At 44.3% G+C, this 17443-nt stretch carries 20 protein-coding genes and 5 pseudogenes; 1 reads left to right on the forward strand and 24 read right to left on the reverse strand.

The features are described 5' to 3' along the window. Positions 1–230: 230 nt before the first annotated feature. From recO to rpsU, 7 genes are all read right to left on the reverse strand, one after another. The gene (gene recO, locus LA20533_RS08275; protein WP_056946191.1) at positions 231–986 is read right to left on the reverse strand and encodes a DNA repair protein RecO; all 756 of its coding nucleotides are present in this window, start codon (positions 984–986) and stop codon (positions 231–233) included. Between the two features lie 3 nt (positions 987–989). After that, positions 990–1895 carry a GTPase Era gene (era, locus tag LA20533_RS08280; RefSeq protein WP_056946193.1) on the reverse strand — a complete coding sequence of 302 codons (906 nt, stop codon included), beginning with the start codon at positions 1893–1895 and terminating at the stop codon, positions 990–992. Further along, positions 1888–2307: a cytidine deaminase gene (gene cdd / locus LA20533_RS08285; protein ID WP_056946195.1), complete on the reverse strand. Its 420-nt coding sequence runs from the start codon at positions 2305–2307 to the stop codon at positions 1888–1890. Before cdd ends, era begins: the two co-directional genes overlap by 8 nt. Further along, positions 2307–2792: an rRNA maturation RNase YbeY gene (gene ybeY, locus LA20533_RS08290; RefSeq protein WP_056946197.1), complete on the reverse strand. Its 486-nt coding sequence runs from the start codon at positions 2790–2792 to the stop codon at positions 2307–2309. The genes cdd and ybeY overlap by 1 nt, the downstream gene beginning before the upstream one ends. Further along, complete coding sequence (locus LA20533_RS08295) at positions 2779–3756, reverse strand: PhoH family protein (protein ID WP_371857339.1); 978 nt, start codon at positions 3754–3756, stop codon at positions 2779–2781. The genes ybeY and LA20533_RS08295 overlap by 14 nt, the downstream gene beginning before the upstream one ends. A gap of 24 nt (positions 3757–3780) precedes the next feature. Then, a complete protein-coding gene (locus LA20533_RS08300) occupies positions 3781–4221 on the reverse strand; it encodes a GatB/YqeY domain-containing protein (RefSeq protein WP_056946199.1) in 441 nt (146 codons plus the stop codon). 63 nt (positions 4222–4284) lie between these two features. Beyond that, positions 4285–4461, reverse strand: a complete 177-nt coding sequence (gene rpsU / locus LA20533_RS08305) for a 30S ribosomal protein S21 (RefSeq protein ID WP_054745016.1) — start codon at positions 4459–4461, stop codon at positions 4285–4287. A gap of 172 nt (positions 4462–4633) precedes the next feature. Between rpsU and LA20533_RS08310 the strand changes: the two are divergent. Next, positions 4634–5266 (forward strand): annotated as a pseudogene (locus LA20533_RS08310) (pyruvate, water dikinase regulatory protein); the annotation flags it as partial. 3 nt (positions 5267–5269) lie between these two features. Here the strand turns inward: LA20533_RS08310 and LA20533_RS08315 are convergent. From LA20533_RS08315 to LA20533_RS08685, 17 genes and pseudogenes are all read right to left on the reverse strand, one after another. Then, positions 5270–5503 (reverse strand): annotated as a pseudogene (locus LA20533_RS08315) (YitT family protein); the annotation flags it as partial. Between the two features lie 60 nt (positions 5504–5563). Further along, positions 5564–6106 (reverse strand): peptide-methionine (S)-S-oxide reductase MsrA, encoded by a 543-nt coding sequence (gene msrA / locus LA20533_RS08320; protein ID WP_056946207.1) that lies wholly within the window; start codon positions 6104–6106, stop codon positions 5564–5566. Then, a complete protein-coding gene (msrB, locus tag LA20533_RS08325; protein WP_054745013.1) occupies positions 6106–6546 on the reverse strand; it encodes a peptide-methionine (R)-S-oxide reductase MsrB in 441 nt (146 codons plus the stop codon). Before msrB ends, msrA begins: the two co-directional genes overlap by 1 nt. 133 nt (positions 6547–6679) lie before the next feature. Further along, positions 6680–8446, reverse strand: coding sequence for an aspartate--tRNA ligase (gene aspS, locus LA20533_RS08330; protein WP_054745011.1), 1767 nt, complete (start codon positions 8444–8446; stop codon positions 6680–6682). 17 nt (positions 8447–8463) lie between these two features. After that, complete coding sequence (gene hisS / locus LA20533_RS08335; protein ID WP_054745009.1) at positions 8464–9750, reverse strand: histidine--tRNA ligase; 1287 nt, start codon at positions 9748–9750, stop codon at positions 8464–8466. A gap of 282 nt (positions 9751–10032) precedes the next feature. After that, positions 10033–10302, reverse strand: a pseudogene (locus tag LA20533_RS08895) (GGDEF domain-containing protein); the annotation flags it as partial. Between the two features lie 55 nt (positions 10303–10357). Next, a complete protein-coding gene (locus LA20533_RS08900; protein ID WP_335622593.1) occupies positions 10358–10975 on the reverse strand; it encodes a GGDEF domain-containing protein in 618 nt (205 codons plus the stop codon). After that, positions 10949–11185, reverse strand: a pseudogene (locus LA20533_RS08970) (NAD(P)/FAD-dependent oxidoreductase); the annotation flags it as partial. The pseudogene LA20533_RS08970 and the gene LA20533_RS08900, both read right to left, overlap by 27 nt. A 14-nt stretch (positions 11186–11199) precedes the next feature. Further along, positions 11200–11466 (reverse strand): FAD-dependent oxidoreductase, encoded by a 267-nt coding sequence (locus tag LA20533_RS08905; protein ID WP_054745001.1) that lies wholly within the window; start codon positions 11464–11466, stop codon positions 11200–11202. Further along, positions 11397–11768, reverse strand: a complete 372-nt coding sequence (locus tag LA20533_RS09030) for an NAD(P)/FAD-dependent oxidoreductase (RefSeq protein WP_141322547.1) — start codon at positions 11766–11768, stop codon at positions 11397–11399. Before LA20533_RS09030 ends, LA20533_RS08905 begins: the two co-directional genes overlap by 70 nt. Before the next feature lie 107 nt (positions 11769–11875). Beyond that, on the reverse strand, positions 11876–12490 hold the full coding sequence (locus LA20533_RS08360) for an EAL domain-containing protein (protein WP_082611556.1): 615 nt from the start codon (positions 12488–12490) through the stop codon (positions 11876–11878). A gap of 135 nt (positions 12491–12625) precedes the next feature. Beyond that, entirely contained in the window at positions 12626–13072 is a 447-nt protein-coding gene (gene dtd, locus LA20533_RS08365) for a D-aminoacyl-tRNA deacylase (RefSeq protein WP_054744997.1), read from the reverse strand. Next, a pseudogene (locus LA20533_RS08370) lies at positions 13072–15344 on the reverse strand (RelA/SpoT family protein). The gene dtd and the pseudogene LA20533_RS08370 overlap by 1 nt, the downstream one beginning before the upstream one ends. A gap of 352 nt (positions 15345–15696) precedes the next feature. Then, positions 15697–16440 (reverse strand): RsmE family RNA methyltransferase, encoded by a 744-nt coding sequence (locus LA20533_RS08380; protein ID WP_056946210.1) that lies wholly within the window; start codon positions 16438–16440, stop codon positions 15697–15699. A gap of 105 nt (positions 16441–16545) precedes the next feature. After that, positions 16546–16680, reverse strand: a complete 135-nt coding sequence (locus LA20533_RS08910; protein ID WP_169819062.1) for a 50S ribosomal protein L11 methyltransferase — start codon at positions 16678–16680, stop codon at positions 16546–16548. A gap of 101 nt (positions 16681–16781) precedes the next feature. Next, positions 16782–17096, reverse strand: coding sequence for a 50S ribosomal protein L11 methyltransferase (locus tag LA20533_RS08915; protein ID WP_169819063.1), 315 nt, complete (start codon positions 17094–17096; stop codon positions 16782–16784). Then, on the reverse strand, positions 17011–17406 hold the full coding sequence (locus tag LA20533_RS08685; protein WP_169819064.1) for a hypothetical protein: 396 nt from the start codon (positions 17404–17406) through the stop codon (positions 17011–17013). Before LA20533_RS08685 ends, LA20533_RS08915 begins: the two co-directional genes overlap by 86 nt. Positions 17407–17443: the final 37 nt, after the last annotated feature.

Here is a 17443-nt window from a genome sequence, read left to right on the forward strand (position 1 = left end):
TTGGCAATAAAAAAAGCCTATGCACAAATATGCATAGGGACGATTTAATCGCGGTTCCACCCTAATTCAGGGAAATATTCCCTGCACTTAATTCTGTTTGACTAAGGGTGCCTCTTCTGGATGTCCTTCTCACCATGACCGACATTCGCTGACCAGAATTTATTCTCCCTATGATCATCAAAATCACAATTACTATTATAGCACCGGCTGTGGTAATTGCCTACTGCTTTTCACCAAAAATGCATTGAATCAATAAACGTCTTCGTCTTCAAGTTGAGATCGAGCGTCTGACGATAGATTCGATCTAGCGCATTCAAGACCTCACGCAGTAAGGCCGCAGATACTGAAATCTGGCCCAGTTGGACAATCTTAATCAGGCCCAGTGTCCGCATCAAACCTACCGCCTTAGGACTTAGATGTAACCTTGTTGGTACCTGGTTAAAATGGTCCGAGCAGATGACGCCCCCTAAATCAATCGAGTAATCGAATTTCCCCTGCTGCTTTCCACAGATGATACATTCACGTAGCTGTGGCCCCACACCAAAAATGGGGAGCATTTGAAGCTCAAAGAGAGCGAGCACCGCTTCTGGATTGACCGTTTGATTAAGCAATTGTAGACTGGTCCGAACAAGCGTAAAGCTCTCCCCCACATCCTCGTATTCAACGAATGCGTGATCAACCAGGTCCAACATGTAACTTGCGTATGCATTTAATTTTAAGTCAGTAAAGAGTTGGTCAAACGTCTGTACATGCCCGGGTGCGCGCAATGTGCTGATTCCTGCTCCATTCGTCATGATCTTGTAATCACCAAAAGAAAAATTCAGAGTGGCAGCATTTAATTTTGATTTAGGCTTTAACGCGCCCTTAACTGCAATAGAAAAAAGCCCGTCTTTTTCGGTCAAAATCCGGGCGAAGACGTCCGCCTCGTTCGCAGCGCGTCTTTTATAGATAATTCCTGTCACTGTTTTTTCTTTTTTGGCTTGCATGAACTACAAATCCTTCAGATTATACCCTACCCTGGAAAGGAAGAGAGGATCCTTTCGCCAGTTCTTCTGTACTTTGACCCAAAGCTTGAGATTAATCTTCTCGCCCAGCAGCTCCTCAATTTCTCGGCGTGAATTGATGCCAATCTGTTTGAGCATTGACCCGCCACGGCCAATCACTATTGGCTTCTGGGTGGCGCGCTCGACATAGATAGTGGCATCAATCTGTAACTTGCCGTTAACCCGCTGGTTCATCTGTTCCACGATAACAGCAGTTGAGTGGGGAATCTCGTCTTGAGTGAGGTGGAGAATTTGCTCTCGAATCAACTCACCCACAACGAAATACTCGGGTCTGTCAGTAATCTGGTCCTCATCGAACATCTTTGGACCTTCCGGCAGATACTTCTGAATGGTGGCCAGTAGATCCTCAATATTATTCCCCTGGGTAGCTGAGATTGGAATAATTTCTGCAAATTTACCAATTTGTTGGTAAGAATTAATAATATCCAGCAGGTCATCTGGGTGAACTAAATCAATCTTATTGATTACAAGAAAAACCGGTACGCTGATTTTCTCTAGCATATCCGCAATATAACGGTCCCCAGGACCAACTTTCTTGGGCTCGGTTAGAAATAGTACACAATCTACTTGCCCAAATGTGGTGAAACTGGACTCATCCATGTATTGATCAAGGTCATTTTTGGGCTTATGGATACCCGGCGTATCAACGAAAATTATTTGTTGCGTGTCAGAGGTATAGATACCCTGAATCTTGTTCCTAGTCGTCTGCGGCTTGTCGGACATAATAGCAATCTTCTGACCGACAACGCGGTTCATGAGAGTCGACTTACCAACATTTGGTCTGCCAATTAGCCCGACAAAACCGGAGCGGTAGTTATTATTGTTAATCATTTAAATCCTCTTTTTTAAAGTAGTATGGTAGTAACTCTACCATGGTCATGTGTTTAACCGCACCGGTCAAATTGGTTAAAGTAATGGTAGCATCACTTGGCAGAAATTCCGAAAGCACCTGACGGCAAGCGCCGCACGGTGAGATTGGATCATCCGTACCACCAATAATCAAAAATTCACTGATTGGATCTGCTAAGGAACCGGCACTAATGTAATTAAAGATGCAGGAGCGCTCCGCACAATTTGTTAAGCCAAACGAGGCATTTTCGACGTTGACGCCCTTGAAAATTTGACCAGATTTAGTCCGTAACACCGCCGCCACCTGAAAGTGCGAGTATGGGACGTATGCGTGCTTCATCTCAGCTTGTGCAATGTTGTATAATTCTAACTCTGGCTCGGTTAACTTGTCCATTAGCGCTCCAATCCATACTCATCAAGAATTTGGTTTTGCAGACCAATCATCTCTTTTTCCTCACCTGGATCGATGTGATCATAGCCATTCAAGTGGAGAAATCCATGGACCAGTGTGTAGCCAAATTCCCGCTTAAAGCCATGGCCATATTCTTTACCGTGCTCTTCAACGACCTTTGGTGCAATGAAGAGGTCGCCGATGTCCTCGACAAAATCGGGGTCATCTAAGAAATCACTCATGTCAATATCGAATCCACCATCTTCAATTGCAAAGCTAATGACATCGGTTACGCGATCTTTGTCCCGATACTCTCGATTAATTTTCCTAATTTCATCGTTTGAGACAAAGTTGATGCTCATCTCTAACTTGTTGGTCTTAGCGATTCTTGTATAAGCCAGATCAAGTAATTGCTCAATCCAAGTCTGCCAGTTGGCATCCGTTAAAAAATCAATCTCGTCATTAAATGTGATATCAATGTTTGTCATTCAAATCGTCTCTTTCGTATGCTTCAATTATTTTAGCTACAACGGGATGGCGAACCACATCGTTGAAGGTAAAATTCACGAATTCAATTTGTTTGATGTTATGCAACCGATCTTGTGCTTCAATCAAGCCACTCCTGTGATTTCCCGGTAAGTCAATTTGTGTTACATCACCATTGATAATCATCTTCGAGTTGAAGCCAAGTCTAGTCAGAAACATCTTCATCTGGGCTTTGGTGGCATTCTGCGCTTCATCTAGAATCACGAAAGCCTCATCGAGTGTTCGCCCCCTCATATAGGCAAGCGGCGCAACTTCAATCGTGCCCCGTTCCATCAAACGGTTGGTCGTCTCGGTTCCGAGAATTGCGTACAATGAGTCATAGATTGGCCGCAGGTAGGGATCAACCTTGTCTTTCAAATCGCCCGGTAGAAAGCCGAGACTTTCGCCGGCTTCAACAGCAGGTCTTGTCAGAATAATCCGACTAACTTCACCCTTCTTGAATGCGGAGATGGCCATGACAACGGCAAGAAATGTCTTACCAGTTCCGGCAGGTCCTACACCGAAGACAACATCTTTCTGCTTAATTGCCTTAACATACCGTCTTTGGCCGAGGTTCTTCACCCGGATTGCGCGTCCCTTGGCATCGTGGATGAGCGTTTCCGAATAAAGGTCAAAGAAATACTCAAGCGTGCCCTTCTCTGCCATCTTGAGCGCGCTGACCACGTCTGTTGCGCCAATCGTAATTCCATGATTCACGACATTTTCCAGTTGGCTTAGTACAGCGATACCAGTTACGACGTCAGGCGGAGCACCATGTAAGGTAATCGTACTACCCGTATCGGTTGCTTGGATATTTAATGCTTCCTCCAGAATCTTGAGGTTACTATCGTTCACCCCAACTAGACTCGCAATCGTTGCAGGTACTTTGGGTGTGTATACGTTCTTTTCAGTCAGTTTGTCTGTCAAAAAAAGCCTCCGTCGGGAAAAATTTTAACTTAGTTTTTGGTTGACCAACTGGTTAACTAGGCCACCATCAGCTTTACCTTTAACCTTAGGCATCAAAGTCTTCATCACTTTACCAAAGTCAGCCTTACCTGTTGCGCCAGTTTCCTCGATTACTGAGTCGATTAGTTTACCGACTTCCTCAGCAGACATTTGGGCAGGCAAATAACGCTCAACGATTTTCATCTCTTCTTGAACCTTTTCAACTAAGTCGGTCCGATTACCCTTCTCAAATTCTGCGAGTGAATCTCTTCGTTGTTTCATCTCGGTCGATAATACGGCAACTTCCTCTTCCTCAGTTAAGTCATGGCCAAGCTCAATTTTTTTATTAGCTAAAGCTGACTTGATCATGCGAATTGTATCGAGCGCCACTTTGTCGTGAGCCTTCATTGCCGTCTTTAAGTCATTCATAATTTGTTCGTTTAACATTTTATTCTCCTAGAAAAAAAACTCCCATAATGAACCAAAAGGTCAATATGAGAGTTCATGAAATTAGTATTTCTTACGCTTACGAGCTGCTTCTGATTTCAACTTACGCTTAACACTAGGTTTTTCGTAATATTCGCGTTTACGGTATTCTTGCAACGTACCACTCTTAGAAACGGAACGTTTGAAACGACGAAGAGCATCATCAAGAGACTCGTTTTCATGAACGACTGTCTTAGCCATGTGATATCCCTCCTTCCGTTTTCTAGGTCATCTGACCAGAACATCTGACAACAATTATAGCGGAGTTCAAAACAGCGGTCAACTGCTTTTGTCTATTTTTTTCTATATTTTTTAAAGTAAATTGATATACTTAAGATAACAACATAGATTATAGAAATTAAGAGGATAAAGCATGAGTGAACAAGTTAACGTTGTCATTATATCAGATTCCGTCGGTGAGACAGGATTTAAATTAATGCAAGCGGCATCAGCGCAGTTTCCGAATACAGATTTCACCTTTAATCGTTACCCCTTCATTACGACCATGCAGAAGTTACAGGCTGTCCTGACTGAGAATCAACATCAAGATAATTTACTAATTGCACACACGTTACTTTCGAAAGAACTAAATGATGAGGTGTTTCGCTTTGGTCGGGCCAACAAAGTCAAGACCATTGATTTAATTACCGATGCAATCAATGTGATTGGCAAGCTAACTAACGAGAAGCCAAGCGGTGAGTCTGGTGCAATCCATCACCTGACACAGAAGTATTTCGACCGCATCAGCGCCATGGAATTTGCTGTGATGTATGATGATGGGAAAGATCCTAAGGGGTTTCTCAAGGCCGACGTGGTGTTGCTGGGTGTTTCGCGAACCTCAAAGACCCCCCTATCGTTGTTTCTCGCCAACAAGAATCTAAAGGTCGCAAACTTACCACTTGTACCGCAGGCCCATATACCCGATGAAATTTTTAAGATTAATCCGACTCAGATCATTGGCCTGACTAACGATCCAGCAGTGCTCAATCGCATTCGACGAGAGCGCGAAGAATAACGGAATATTCAACACAAAGTACATAATTGAGGTGGAGAGGACAAACGGAAAATACCGTTCAGTGAGGGTTTGCACCACTTGCGCAAATCCCGTCACCCCACTCGCATAAATGCCCCCCGGATGCCAGAAAAAGTTCAAAGCAATCGCCACCGCAATTGAATAGAAGAAGGCGGCGGTGACTTTAGAGATTAAATTGTGTTGGCGCGACATCTGTGTCAAATGATCCATAAATTGACTTCCTTTAGGTTCTTACAGTTCATTTTAACAAATATCGCGCAAAGATAAAGCTTATTTATGCCAATGTTTTTTGATAAATTCACTGCGGCCACCGGCCTCTTCTAGCGCATATCTAGTAGGATCCTTCTTGTAGAAGTCCTGGTGATACTCTTCTGCTTCATAGAAAGGCTTCGCAGGTTCAATTGTGGTCACAATCGGATCATCAAAGCGATTACTTTCGTCCAGTTGTTGCTTTGATTGTTCAGCGATTTGTTCCTGCTCAGTCGAATTGTAGAAAATAACTGGGCGGTACGAATCACCACGGTCTTGGAATTGGCCACCCGCATCTGTTGGATCAGTCACCTGCCAATAAAGTTCCACGAGTTCAGCGTAACTTATTTTGCTTTTGTCAAAAGTAATCTTTACGGCTTCTGTGTGCCCAGTTGTGTGCGAACACACTTGCTCATATGTTGGGTTTGGCACATGTCCACCAGTGTAACCAGAACGTACTGAAACTATTCCCTCGTGTTGGTCAAAGGGCTCGACCATACACCAGAAACAACCTCCTGCAAAAATAGCTGTATCAATATTAGAATTTTTCAGTTGCTCTGTCATTATTCATTTCCCCTATCAAAAAGTTCGAGATAATCACCATAACCTGCCGCCGTAAGTTGCTCAACCGGGATAAAGCGTAGTGCAGCAGAATTAATGCAGTAACGTAGGCCACCACGGTCCTCCGGGCCATCTGTGAACACGTGACCTAGATGCGAGTCAGCTTCTTTACTACGCACCTCCGTCCGTTCTTGCATTAATTTTGTATCACGCTTCTCAGTTAACTTTACAATTGGTTTCGTGAATGAGGGCCAACCACAACCGGCATCATATTTATCCGTTGAGGAGAACAACGGCTCACCGCTGACCACATCAACGAAGATTCCGTCTTGCCAGAAATCATCGTATTCACCACTAAAAGGCATCTCTGTTGCAGCGTTTTGGGTGACCTCGAATTGCTCCTTTGTCAGTCTTTCCTTTAAATCTGCTTGATCTTTGTGCATCATCTGACCTCACTTTTCTGCTTGAACATCTTATTGTTCATGATTGTATGTTTAATTATAGTTGTTTACAAGTAATTTGCGAATAAACAGTTCGGTAAATTCCGTTATTTAAAAATAAAATAAAAAAGCAAGACTAATCCTGCTTTTCCACCTCTAAACCGAGCTCATCTAGTTGTTTAGCATCAACGGGTGCTGGGGCCTGCATCATAGGCTCACTTGCCTTTGAGTTCTTCGGAAATGCGATTACATCACGAATGTTTTTCCGATCCGCCAGAAGCATGGCAAATCGATCGAGTCCGATTGCCAAACCGCCAATTGGTGGGAAGCCGTAGTCAAGCGCCTCTAAGAGGAACCCAAATTGCTCTTCGGCCTGCTCCTGCGTAAATCCTAACGCATGCAACATTTTCTCCTGGATCTCTCTTGTGTGTATTCTGATTGATCCACCACCAAGTTCGTAGCCGTCTAAGACGATATCATAACTTCTCGCGTGGGCCGCGTGGGGGTCACTATCAAGCAACTTCACACCGGCATCGTCCGGCATTGTAAATGGATGGTGGGCCGCAGTCCAGCGCTCATCACCCTCATCGTATTCGAAGAGCGGCCAATCAACTACCCAAGTGAATGCAAATTGAGATTCATCAATCAGGTTAAATTCCTTAGCGAGAGCAGTTCGGAGATAACCAAGGCTGTCAGCAACCACCTTAGCACGATCTGCCACGAACAGTACCAAATCGTCGTCCGTGACGTTTAATTTATCGGCCAACAAAGGCAACTCATTTGGTAGGAATTTGGTAATTGGCCCGCTAAATTCGCCATTAGTAAACTTCAACCAAGCGAGACCTTTTGCACCAAAGCGTTTGATGTAATCTTGTTTTGTATCAATTTGCTTCCTGGAATACTGAGCAGCAGCGCCCGGAACCACAATGGCCTTAACCTGACCACCATTAGCAACGGTACCAGAGAATACCTTGAAATCACTATTCTTAACTAAGGCGGAGACATCTTGTAACTCCATCCCAAACCGTAAATCCGGCTTGTCGGAACCAAAGCGGTCCATCGCTTCCTGCCAAGTTAGCCGCGGAAACGGTAGCTGCACATCAACACCCATGACGTCATGCATCACTTTTTGAAGCAGTCCCTCAGTCAGAGTTTGAATCTGTTCCTCATCGAGGAAACTAGTCTCTAAATCAATCTGGGTGAATTCTGGTTGCCGGTCGCCACGTAGATCCTCATCACGGAAGCAACGGGCAATTTGATAATAGCGGTCGAAACCAGCACCCATCAGTAATTGTTTAAACAGTTGAGGTGATTGGGGCAACGCGTAGAAGCTGCCCGGATAAATGCGAGATGGCACCAGATAGTCGCGCGCACCTTCTGGGGTTGATTTACCCAAGATTGGTGTTTCAATGTCGATGAATCCTTGCTCATCAAGATACTGATGCGTTGCTTGCATAATCTTTGCTCTTTTGATGATTGCTGCCTGCATCTCTGGCCGACGTAGATCTAAGTAACGGTACTTTAACTTAGTTTCCTCCGTTGCTGTCGTGTCATCCTTCACATCAAATGGCGGTGTTTTAGACTTATTGAGCAGCTCAAGTTCAGAGACCTCTACTTCAATCTGGCCCGTCTTCATCTGGTCATTGACTGCGCCCTGACCCCGCTTTACAACCCGTCCGTGAACCGTAATCACGTCTTCGGCACGCAAAGACTCTGCACTAGTAAGTAGCGCGGTCCCACTTGCCTGGCTCACAACCAGCTGGACGATGCCCTCGCGGTCCCGCAAGTCAATGAAAACCAGATTACCTAAGCTGCGGGCCTTTTGAACCCAACCGTATAACACAACGTCTTGATTCAGATATTCTTCTGTGATTAGGCCACAATAATTTGTTCGTTGATCCATTATTTTCAGTATCTCCTCTAATTAAATTGTCTCAAGACATTTTGTAAGTCTGTTTCTATCTGGTCAAAAGTGGTCGCGACTTGCTTGCCGTCTGTCAACCTTTTCACTGCAACCGACTTCGTAGCAATCTCTTCATCACCCAACGTGATGACATATTGGGCATTTGCCCGAGTAGCTGCCTTAAATTGAGCCTTCAATTTACGTTGCTCCACGTCGTATTCCGCGCTAAAGCCTGCACTTCTAATACTTTCTGTTAACTTAATTGTTGGTACAATTGTGTCGTCGCCAACATTTGCAATAAAGAAATCAATTCCTGATTCCGCGAACAATTGTGGATTCTGGACGTTCAAGACTAAGAGAAGGCGTTCAAGGCCAATACCAAAACCGACAGCCGGCGTCTGCGGACCCGAAAATTCCGCGACGAGATCGTCGTAACGACCCCCACCAAGAATAGTAGACTTGCTGTGCCAGAGCTCTTGATCGTCAACCATGAATTCGAAGATCGTACCGGTATAGTAGTCAAGTCCCCGGACCAAATCATCGTCTAGTTCATAATTTACGCCAAGTTGTGTCAGAGTATCAGTAATTAGATTAAAGTTGGCTTTTGATTCATCGTCCAGATAGTCAATAATTTTCGGTGCATCTGGAAGAAATTGTTGATCTGCCTCATCTTTAGAATCGAGAATCCTCAAAGGATTCGTCGTGAGGCGGCGTTTTGAATCCGCGCTGAGTGAGTCAACGAGCGGTGTGAAGTAGGCAACTAGGGCATCATGGTACTTTGCCCGCACATATTTCGTACCTAAGCTATTGATGTGTAATTCGTAATTTTTCACGCCGAGAGTCTGCAACAGCTTGTAACCAAGCATGACAACCTCAATATCCTGCAGAGCGTTACTTGAACCGAATGATTCCACACCGATTTGGTGGAACTGCCGTTGACGTCCCGCCTGGGGACGCTCATAACGAAACATCGGTTCGATGTAGAAAAGCTTATATGGCTTCGCGTATTCTGGTCCATACAATTTATTTTCAACAAACGAACGCACAACGCCAGCTGTACCCTCGGGACGTAGGGCTAGCCTTCTATTCCCCTTATCCAAGAAATCGTACATTTCCTTCTGGACGACATCACTCTCTTCACCACTTGAGCGCGCGAAGAGCTCGTAGTTCTCGAAGATTGGGGTGCGAATCTCCTGATAATTAGCTTTTTGGAAAAAGTTCCGGGTAATCTCCTCCACCTTCTGCCATTGTCTGACAGTCTGGGGTAGAATATCTACGGTTCCCTTTGGTTTTTGTAATTTCATTTAATCTCCTCCAAAATAAAAAGCACCCTTGATTAATTCATCAAGGGCGCATTCCTACGCGGTACCACCTTAGTAATTGCTACGAATAACGCTCGCCAAACGGTTTAATCTCAAAAGTTGTCACGAGCGTTTCAATAGCTTTACACCGACCAGCTACTCTCTGTCTTTTTTGCTCTCAGTCTTTCTCATTGATTAATTACTTAATTGGTATCTAGAATACTTAATTGAACAGGCCTTGTCAATACTCATTCGGTGTTAAACCGAAATTTCATACCGAAGCACCTAAAATTCGTTATTTTGAACAGTTAAATTATTTCGGCCCCGGGCCTTTGACCGGTAAAGCATTTGATCAGCACGCTCATATAAATCCTCCGGGCTATAATCTGCTAGGCTGGTCTGTGCGACGCCAATGGAAATAGTGACGATTAATTCCTCACCATCCACGGAGGTAAAGGTCATCTTATTCAGACTTTCCTTCAACTTTTCTGCAGCACATGTTGCCTCTTCTAAGCTACAATTCGGCAGAACAATATTAATTTCATCACCGCCAACACGGTAGCTTTTGGCACTCTTGAAATAACCTGCTCCATCACGGTACTAGCCTCCGCTAACCGCGGTTACCTGTAAAGTGGCCAAAGCCGTCATTCAGATTTTTGAAGTGATCAATATCGAGGGCAATCATCAAGAGTGGCTCTTTTGTCTTCTGCCAATGCTTAAAATTGTTCGCTAATTGTTCAACAAATGAACCGTAGTTATTTAAGCTGGTCAACCAATCGGTGTTTGCCTGCTGTAAAATGGTGTCCACATAAATATCCTCTGCATTAAATTGTGAGAGCATGAAGTAGACGAGTCCATCGAGGATAATTAAAGAGCTAGAATAGAAAAGAGCTTCGCTCAAGCTAATCATTCCCATTCCGGGCACAACACCATTTTTGAAAGTGGCTAAGAAATAGAAGATACAAAAAAGAATCAATGCACTTGCATGGAGCACAATCGTGCTGACCTTTTGTTTTCTAATTAATATCACCATGATGCCTAAAAACAGTTGAACAACAATGAAAATGGCAACGACAGGAATAGTAAGTCCCGTGTTTGCCAGTGTATAGTCAAAGAAACGTAGTGCAGTTTTTCCTTGTTTGCCAGGAAACTTCTGCACGTGGCCAAACACGTTTCTACCCGCAATGTAACCTTGCTTCACGGCGTTCGATGCTAACGGAATATACATATCTTGTTTTAGTGGATTATAAGTGATTGCCGCTGAATCACCGGCGGCTAAAATGTCCGGTTCAGAGGTCTCAAGCCATTCGTTCGTCAACAGCGCACCAGTTTTGTCCATCTCGACCTTACCAAACAATAATTCAGTATTTGCCAAGAAGCCAGTGCAGACAATTACTAGATCTGCGGTAATCTGCCCTTGCGCGGTATTAATGAGTACCTGCTTGGTCCCATTTACACTGCCAAAGGAGTTTTAACCCGATGACCTAAGCGAACGTCTACCCCATGTTGTTGCAGTGTTTCTACGATTTTAAGCGACATGTCTGCGTCTACGTAGTTATTAAGCAATTGCTTATTACCCTGAATTAGCGTTACTTGGTGGTCTGTGTTGGCATAGGCCTCGGCCAGTTCAATCCCAATAAAGCAGCCACCTACAATCGCGATATGCTGGTTGTCTTTCGCGCTATTATAGATTGCTTTTGCCTGCTTATAACCATACACAATAGCACCTTATCGTTATCTATGCCCGTTAAAGGAGGTACCTGAACATAAGAACCCGTGCTCATAATCAACTTATCGTAAGTATCTGTCACAACCTTTTTGGTGCTCATGTCTTGCACGAGTATGGATTTTTCTTTTGGATTGATCTTTAAAACGTCGTGCATAGTCTTGACTTTTGCGCCAATACTTGCCAGATGCTCCGGTGTTTCGTAGAACATATCCTCAAGTTTGTCGACGACTCCCTCTAAGTATAAAGAGATACCACACGACAGAAAAGAAACGTTGTCATTTCGTTCATAAATAGTTAATCAGTGTCTGGATGATTCGTTATAATTTCTTTCGCGGTTGAAACACCAGCGTGTGTGCAGCCAACTATTACTAACTTCATCTTATTCCCCTTTTCTTTTACTTAATTATCCGGGTCATCATCAAGTAGCTTCAAAATATGTGGCTTACCATAATAGTACCCTTGTCTTAACGTGATATTCATTTTATTCAACAGTTGATCTTCTTCCTCACTCTCAATACCTTCAAGGATAAATCTTAGGTTGTTCTTCTGTGCTAAGTCCCGCAAGAAAACTATTTTGTCTTGAATTTCCTGGTCAAAAACTGACTCTTCAAAGTTTTGTAGCGCAAATTTCAGTTCACTCAAGTAAGGCATGAATCTGTCGACGTTATCCAGCTGGTTCAAGCCAGTGCCAACGTCATCAAGCGAGAGTTCAATGCCCCGTAACTGATAGTTAACTAGTGCTTGTTGTAAATCTTCAAAGTTAATTTCAACAGGATTATCCTCCTCAGTAAGCTCCACGACGAGTTTTAGGGGGCGCAACAGATTTTGTACATAGATAAGCGCTTCATTAATCTCTGACGTTAATAGCTGCTGCCGGTTCAGATTAACGGACACGTAACCCACCTTCAAGGCCAGTTTCTGCATACTGCCAATTAGAATACTAGCAATTGTCTTGGCTGGAATCTTACTGAAGTCTGCTAGCGGGCGCCATCCATCAGCTGTGTTAACCTTCATTAAAAGCTTATAGCCAACAGATGTTATTTTTCCGCTTTTTGATGATTATTTTTTCAGCAGTTTTGATTGCTACAAAAAAACAACCGAAATGGTTGCCTTATTCTCATGGTCCTAGAAAAACTAATAATTATTTATTTAACTAACCCGTTCCTCAAATATAATCGTCACCGGTCCGTCGTTGTGCAGGTTAACCTGCATATCCGCGCCAAATTCACCGGTTTGAACCAAAAGACCGTTGGCACGCAATCGGTCATTGAATTGCTCAAATAGCGGTTCTGCAAGCTCGGGCCGCATTGCTTGTGTGAAACTCGGCCGGTTACCATGGCTCGTGTCCGCCAGTAGCGTGAATTGACTGACAGAGAGAATCTGGCCAGCCACATCCGCTAACGCTAGGTTCATCTTGTCATTTTGGTCACTGAAAACACGGAGTTTCGTGATTTTGTCAGCAAATTTATGTGCTAAGGATAGTGTATCCCCCTGCTCGATTCCGACGAGTAGTAGAAAACCCTTACCTATCCGGGCGATTTGATTCTGGGCGACCGTGACGCTAGCTTCTGTAACGCGTTGAACTACAATTCTCATTAGCTATCAGACCTCTTCGCTTCATAGACATTTGGCACATCTTTAATCCTCGCCAGGATTTCCTCTAAGTGTAAGGCGTTTTTCACTGCTACTGTGACATAGATGTGTGCCATGTTGTTGTTATCAACTTTACCAGTGATACTTGCCAGGTTCTTAGACTGTGAATTCAAAGTTTGGAGAATATCATTCAGCAAACCATTACGGTTGAAGCCATAGATTTCAATGTCGGCGTTATAATTCTGCTCTTTTGCAGCATCATTCACATTCTCCCAGGCAACATCAATCAACCGACCATTAGTCCTGTCTTCCTCTTTGATATTCTTACAATCATTACGGTGGATGGTCACACCGCGCCCACGCGTGACGTAACCCACAATGTCGTCACCAGGTAATGGATTACAACACTTAGCCAAACGGATCAAGAGGTTACCAACGCCTTGGATCATGATGCCGTTGTCGTGTTTGATCTTCATTGGATCTGAAGACTTCTGCCTGTCGTTTTTATTCTTCTTCTGGGCCTTCTTCGGTTCCTGTTTTTGGTCGGGCTCAGAGGTGTTGGTAAGAATAGCCTGCTCCATCGACTTTTGTTTGTCAGATTGCCGTTTGCGCCGTTCCTTCTCTGTCAGCTTATTAGCCACCACCAGTGCGGTAACTTCACCATAACCAATTGCACTAAACAATTCGCTCTCAGTACTAAAGTTAAATTTCATCAGCGCAATCTGCATGTGTTCTTTGTCCATGTAATTCTTAGGTAAAAAGCCTAGATCACTTAGCTGATTCTCAAGGGCAGCAACGCCTTTCTCAACGTTCTCGTCCTTTTCCTCGCTCTTAAAGAAACGCTTAATTTTATTGCGGGCGCGACTTGTCTTGACGATATTAATCCAATCTCGGCTAGGACGGGCATTACTCTGAGTCAACATCTCGACGATATCACCGTTTTTTAGTTGGTAGGTCAACGGTACAATCTTCCCGTTGACGCGCGCACCAACCGAGTGACTTCCGACCTCGGTGTGGACTAGATAGGCAAAATCCAGGGGAATCGAACCCTTTGGCAGCTCGTACACATCGCCAGCTGGCGTGAAGACATAAACGCGATCCGAGAAGATGTCTCCTTTCACGCTCTCCATGAATTCGTGCGCATCAGTACTCTCGTCTTTAATCTCCAGGATCTCCCGGAAGATATCAATCTTTTTGCCGGCTTCATCGAGCTTAACGGGATTCTTGACTCCTTCTTTATACGCCCAGTGGGCGGCAATACCATACTCGGCAACCTCATGCATCTGTTCGGTCCGAATCTGAATTTCTAGTGGCTTAGCGCCGGGTCCAATAATCGTTGTGTGCAGTGACTGATACCCGTTCGCCTTAGGCACCGCAATGTAATCCTTGAACCTACCAGGCATTGGCTTCCATTTAGTGTGGACTGCGCCCAAAACCGCGTAGCAATCCTTGACCGTCTCGACGAGGACTCGAATAGCAAGCAAGTCATATAATTCATTGAACTGCTTGTGTTTGTCCTTCATTTTTTATAAATTGAGTAGATGTGCTTGGGCCGCCCGTATATTTCGTACTTAATACCGAGCTCGTCCAGCGTAGCGGTGATTACATCGACAGCGTCTGCGATATAACGTTCACGCTCGTCACGCTTAGACTTCATCAAATTAACTATCCGGTAATATTGTTGGGGATTGATATAGTGGAGACTCAAATCCTCCAGCTCCCACTTGATCATACTGATACCTAAGCGGTCGGCTAGTGGTGCATATATTTCCAGTGTTTCATCAGCGATTCTACGCTGCTTATCTGGACGCAGGTGGTCCAGCGTGCGCATGTTATGCAGACGATCAGCCAGTTTAACCATGATTACCCGCAAGTCTTGCGCCATTGCGATGAGCATTTTGCGGTGATTCTCAGCTAGTTGTTCCTCATGTGATTTGTACTTAATTTTACCCAGCTTAGTCACACCATCAACGATAGCGGCAACGTCTTTCCCAAATAATTCTGACACGTCACCCAGTGTAATATTGGTGTCCTCGACCACATCGTGGAGATAGCCGCTAGCAACTGTCTCTGGATCCATCTTCAGTTCCGCCAAAATACCGGCAACTTGAATAGGGTGAATGATATAAGGTTGACCCGATTTCCTAATCTGGTCGTGATGCACGTATGAGGCGAACTCGTAAGCCCTCTGGACGAAAGCTAGGTGCTCGTCATTCATATAAAGACGACAAAGTTCAATGACGTCTTCTTGCGTTAGTTCTTTTGGTTTCGCCATTTTAAATTTGTCCCCTTTTAACGATAATTATTATGGTGATTATAGCCCAATACGGAAAGCACCAGGTAAATTAAGCCGAAGAAATAATTATAATCTGCATAACGAATCAAGACCGTGACTGAAAATACTACCGGCCAAAACAGCAACCAGAAAATATTCAATCTCTGTTTTTTGACCCAATAACCAATGAAGTAAGAGATTAAAAAGTTAAGCGCAATAAAAATCCAGCCCACTCGAAGCGGTACCTTAAGTCCAATAATCCCATAACTAGTGCAAATAGGACCGAGAACAAAGAAAGATATACAATTACGGCTGTTTTTGACTGCAAAATATGTTTCATAGTTTGCATCGATTAACTCATCTCCAATTGATATGATAAGGCGCTCAAGAAGTATAATGGGGCAGTTTCAACGCGTAGAATCCTATTACCAAGCGCAGCGGCTTTAAATTGCTTGCTTTCGAGGAAGCCAATTTCCAGAGGCGAAATACCCCCCTCAGGCCCGAACACCATGATGATTCTCTGGCTCGGCCTAAGTGCGGTCAGAGCCTCGCGTAGAGCGGAGTGTTCGTGTTGCTTCGCAGCTTCTTCATAGGCAATCAATCTCGTATCGTAGTCGGTAAAGCTCAACTCGGACAGCTTATCGATTAATCTAACTGTTGGAATATTCTCACGGCGAGACTGCTCTGCTGCCTGTTGTGCTATCTTCTGGTAACGACTTAATTTTTTATCTATCTTATCACTTTTGATGCGTGAAATTGAGTAGTCTGCATTAAAAAAGATGATATGTTGCACGCCCATCTCTGTGGCTTTCTGAATAATAAACTCATTTTTGTCGCCCTTACTAGTACCAACCACAATCGTGGAACTTACTGGTAACTCCGGATTAAGTACCGCTTCCCGGACAACCTTCACGAGCACCTCATTACCCTTTAGTGCCATAATCACTGCCACGTAGGCATTGTGCTCGGCATCAACTAGTTCAATCTCGTCACTGACTTGGCTCCGGCGTACCTTAACGATTCTGTGGGCAATCTCACCGTCCAGAATAATCTGGTCATTAATCGAAGCCGTTTTTTCGATAAAATAATGCTGCATCTCAGCCACTCCTTTATAAAAAAAACCTAATCTTGCTGGCGTTCTATCAGTAAGGCAACCCAACGCTCTTGTGGACCCGAATTGTAATCGAGAAACCATGTAGCCTCAGTGCTCCTCTAATTTAGGCAACTGATCTTGATCAATGCCTGACATGATTACTCGACCTGTTGCTGCTAGGTGTTCCGCTAACTGCTCGGTTAACGGGAGCAACACCTCGGTCAGAATATTAGCGACAATCAAATCGAATTGCCCAGAGACATTGTTTAGTAGGTCACTTTGAACTAATGCTATTTACTACTATTATTCAATCCAATATTCTCTTTGCGGCGGTCATTGCTTGTTCATCGATGGTCTGTCGCTATCACTTGGTCTGCACCTAACTTCTCAGCAGCTATACTGAGAATGCCCGAACCCGTCCCTACGTCTAGGACCCGTTGGCGCGCTCTTAAGGCCTTTTCAATGAGTAAAAGCGCCAGCTGCGTGGTAATATGAGTCCCTGTGCCAAAGGAAAGCCCCGGATCAAGTATGATAGTCTGCTCGTCGGGCAATACTGGCGTGTAGTCCAGCCATTTAGGTACAATCGTGAGGTTTCTGGTCACGTGCACCACGTGATAATATTGTTTCCAGCTCTCGCTCCAATCCGTGTCTGCAACCACCTGTTGCGTAATTTGACGTACCCGTTTGGAGACCATAAGACGCTAACTCTGCTAACTTAGCCTGAACCAGAAGCTGCAGCTTGTGGGCATCCTCTGTAGCATTAAAATAGCCAGTGACCTCGATGTCTTCTGGCAAAGCTGCAACAGAAGCCAAATCAATAGTCTCACCGTGGCTTCTGTTTGGTACGGCAATAAAGTCACTGCGCCGTCTAACCTCCACCCCTTGAGCTAATAACTCGTTGGTAAGATACTCCGTTAGAGCTTCCTCGGCTTCTTGTGCGGTAGCGATAGTTAGTTGTAATAATTTCATGGTGGCTCCTTTTAAAAGCGGTCTATTTTGACAGTAA

The sequence above is a fragment of the Amylolactobacillus amylophilus DSM 20533 = JCM 1125 genome, assembly GCF_001936335.1.
Taxonomy (GTDB): Bacteria; Bacillota; Bacilli; order Lactobacillales; family Lactobacillaceae; genus Amylolactobacillus; species Amylolactobacillus amylophilus.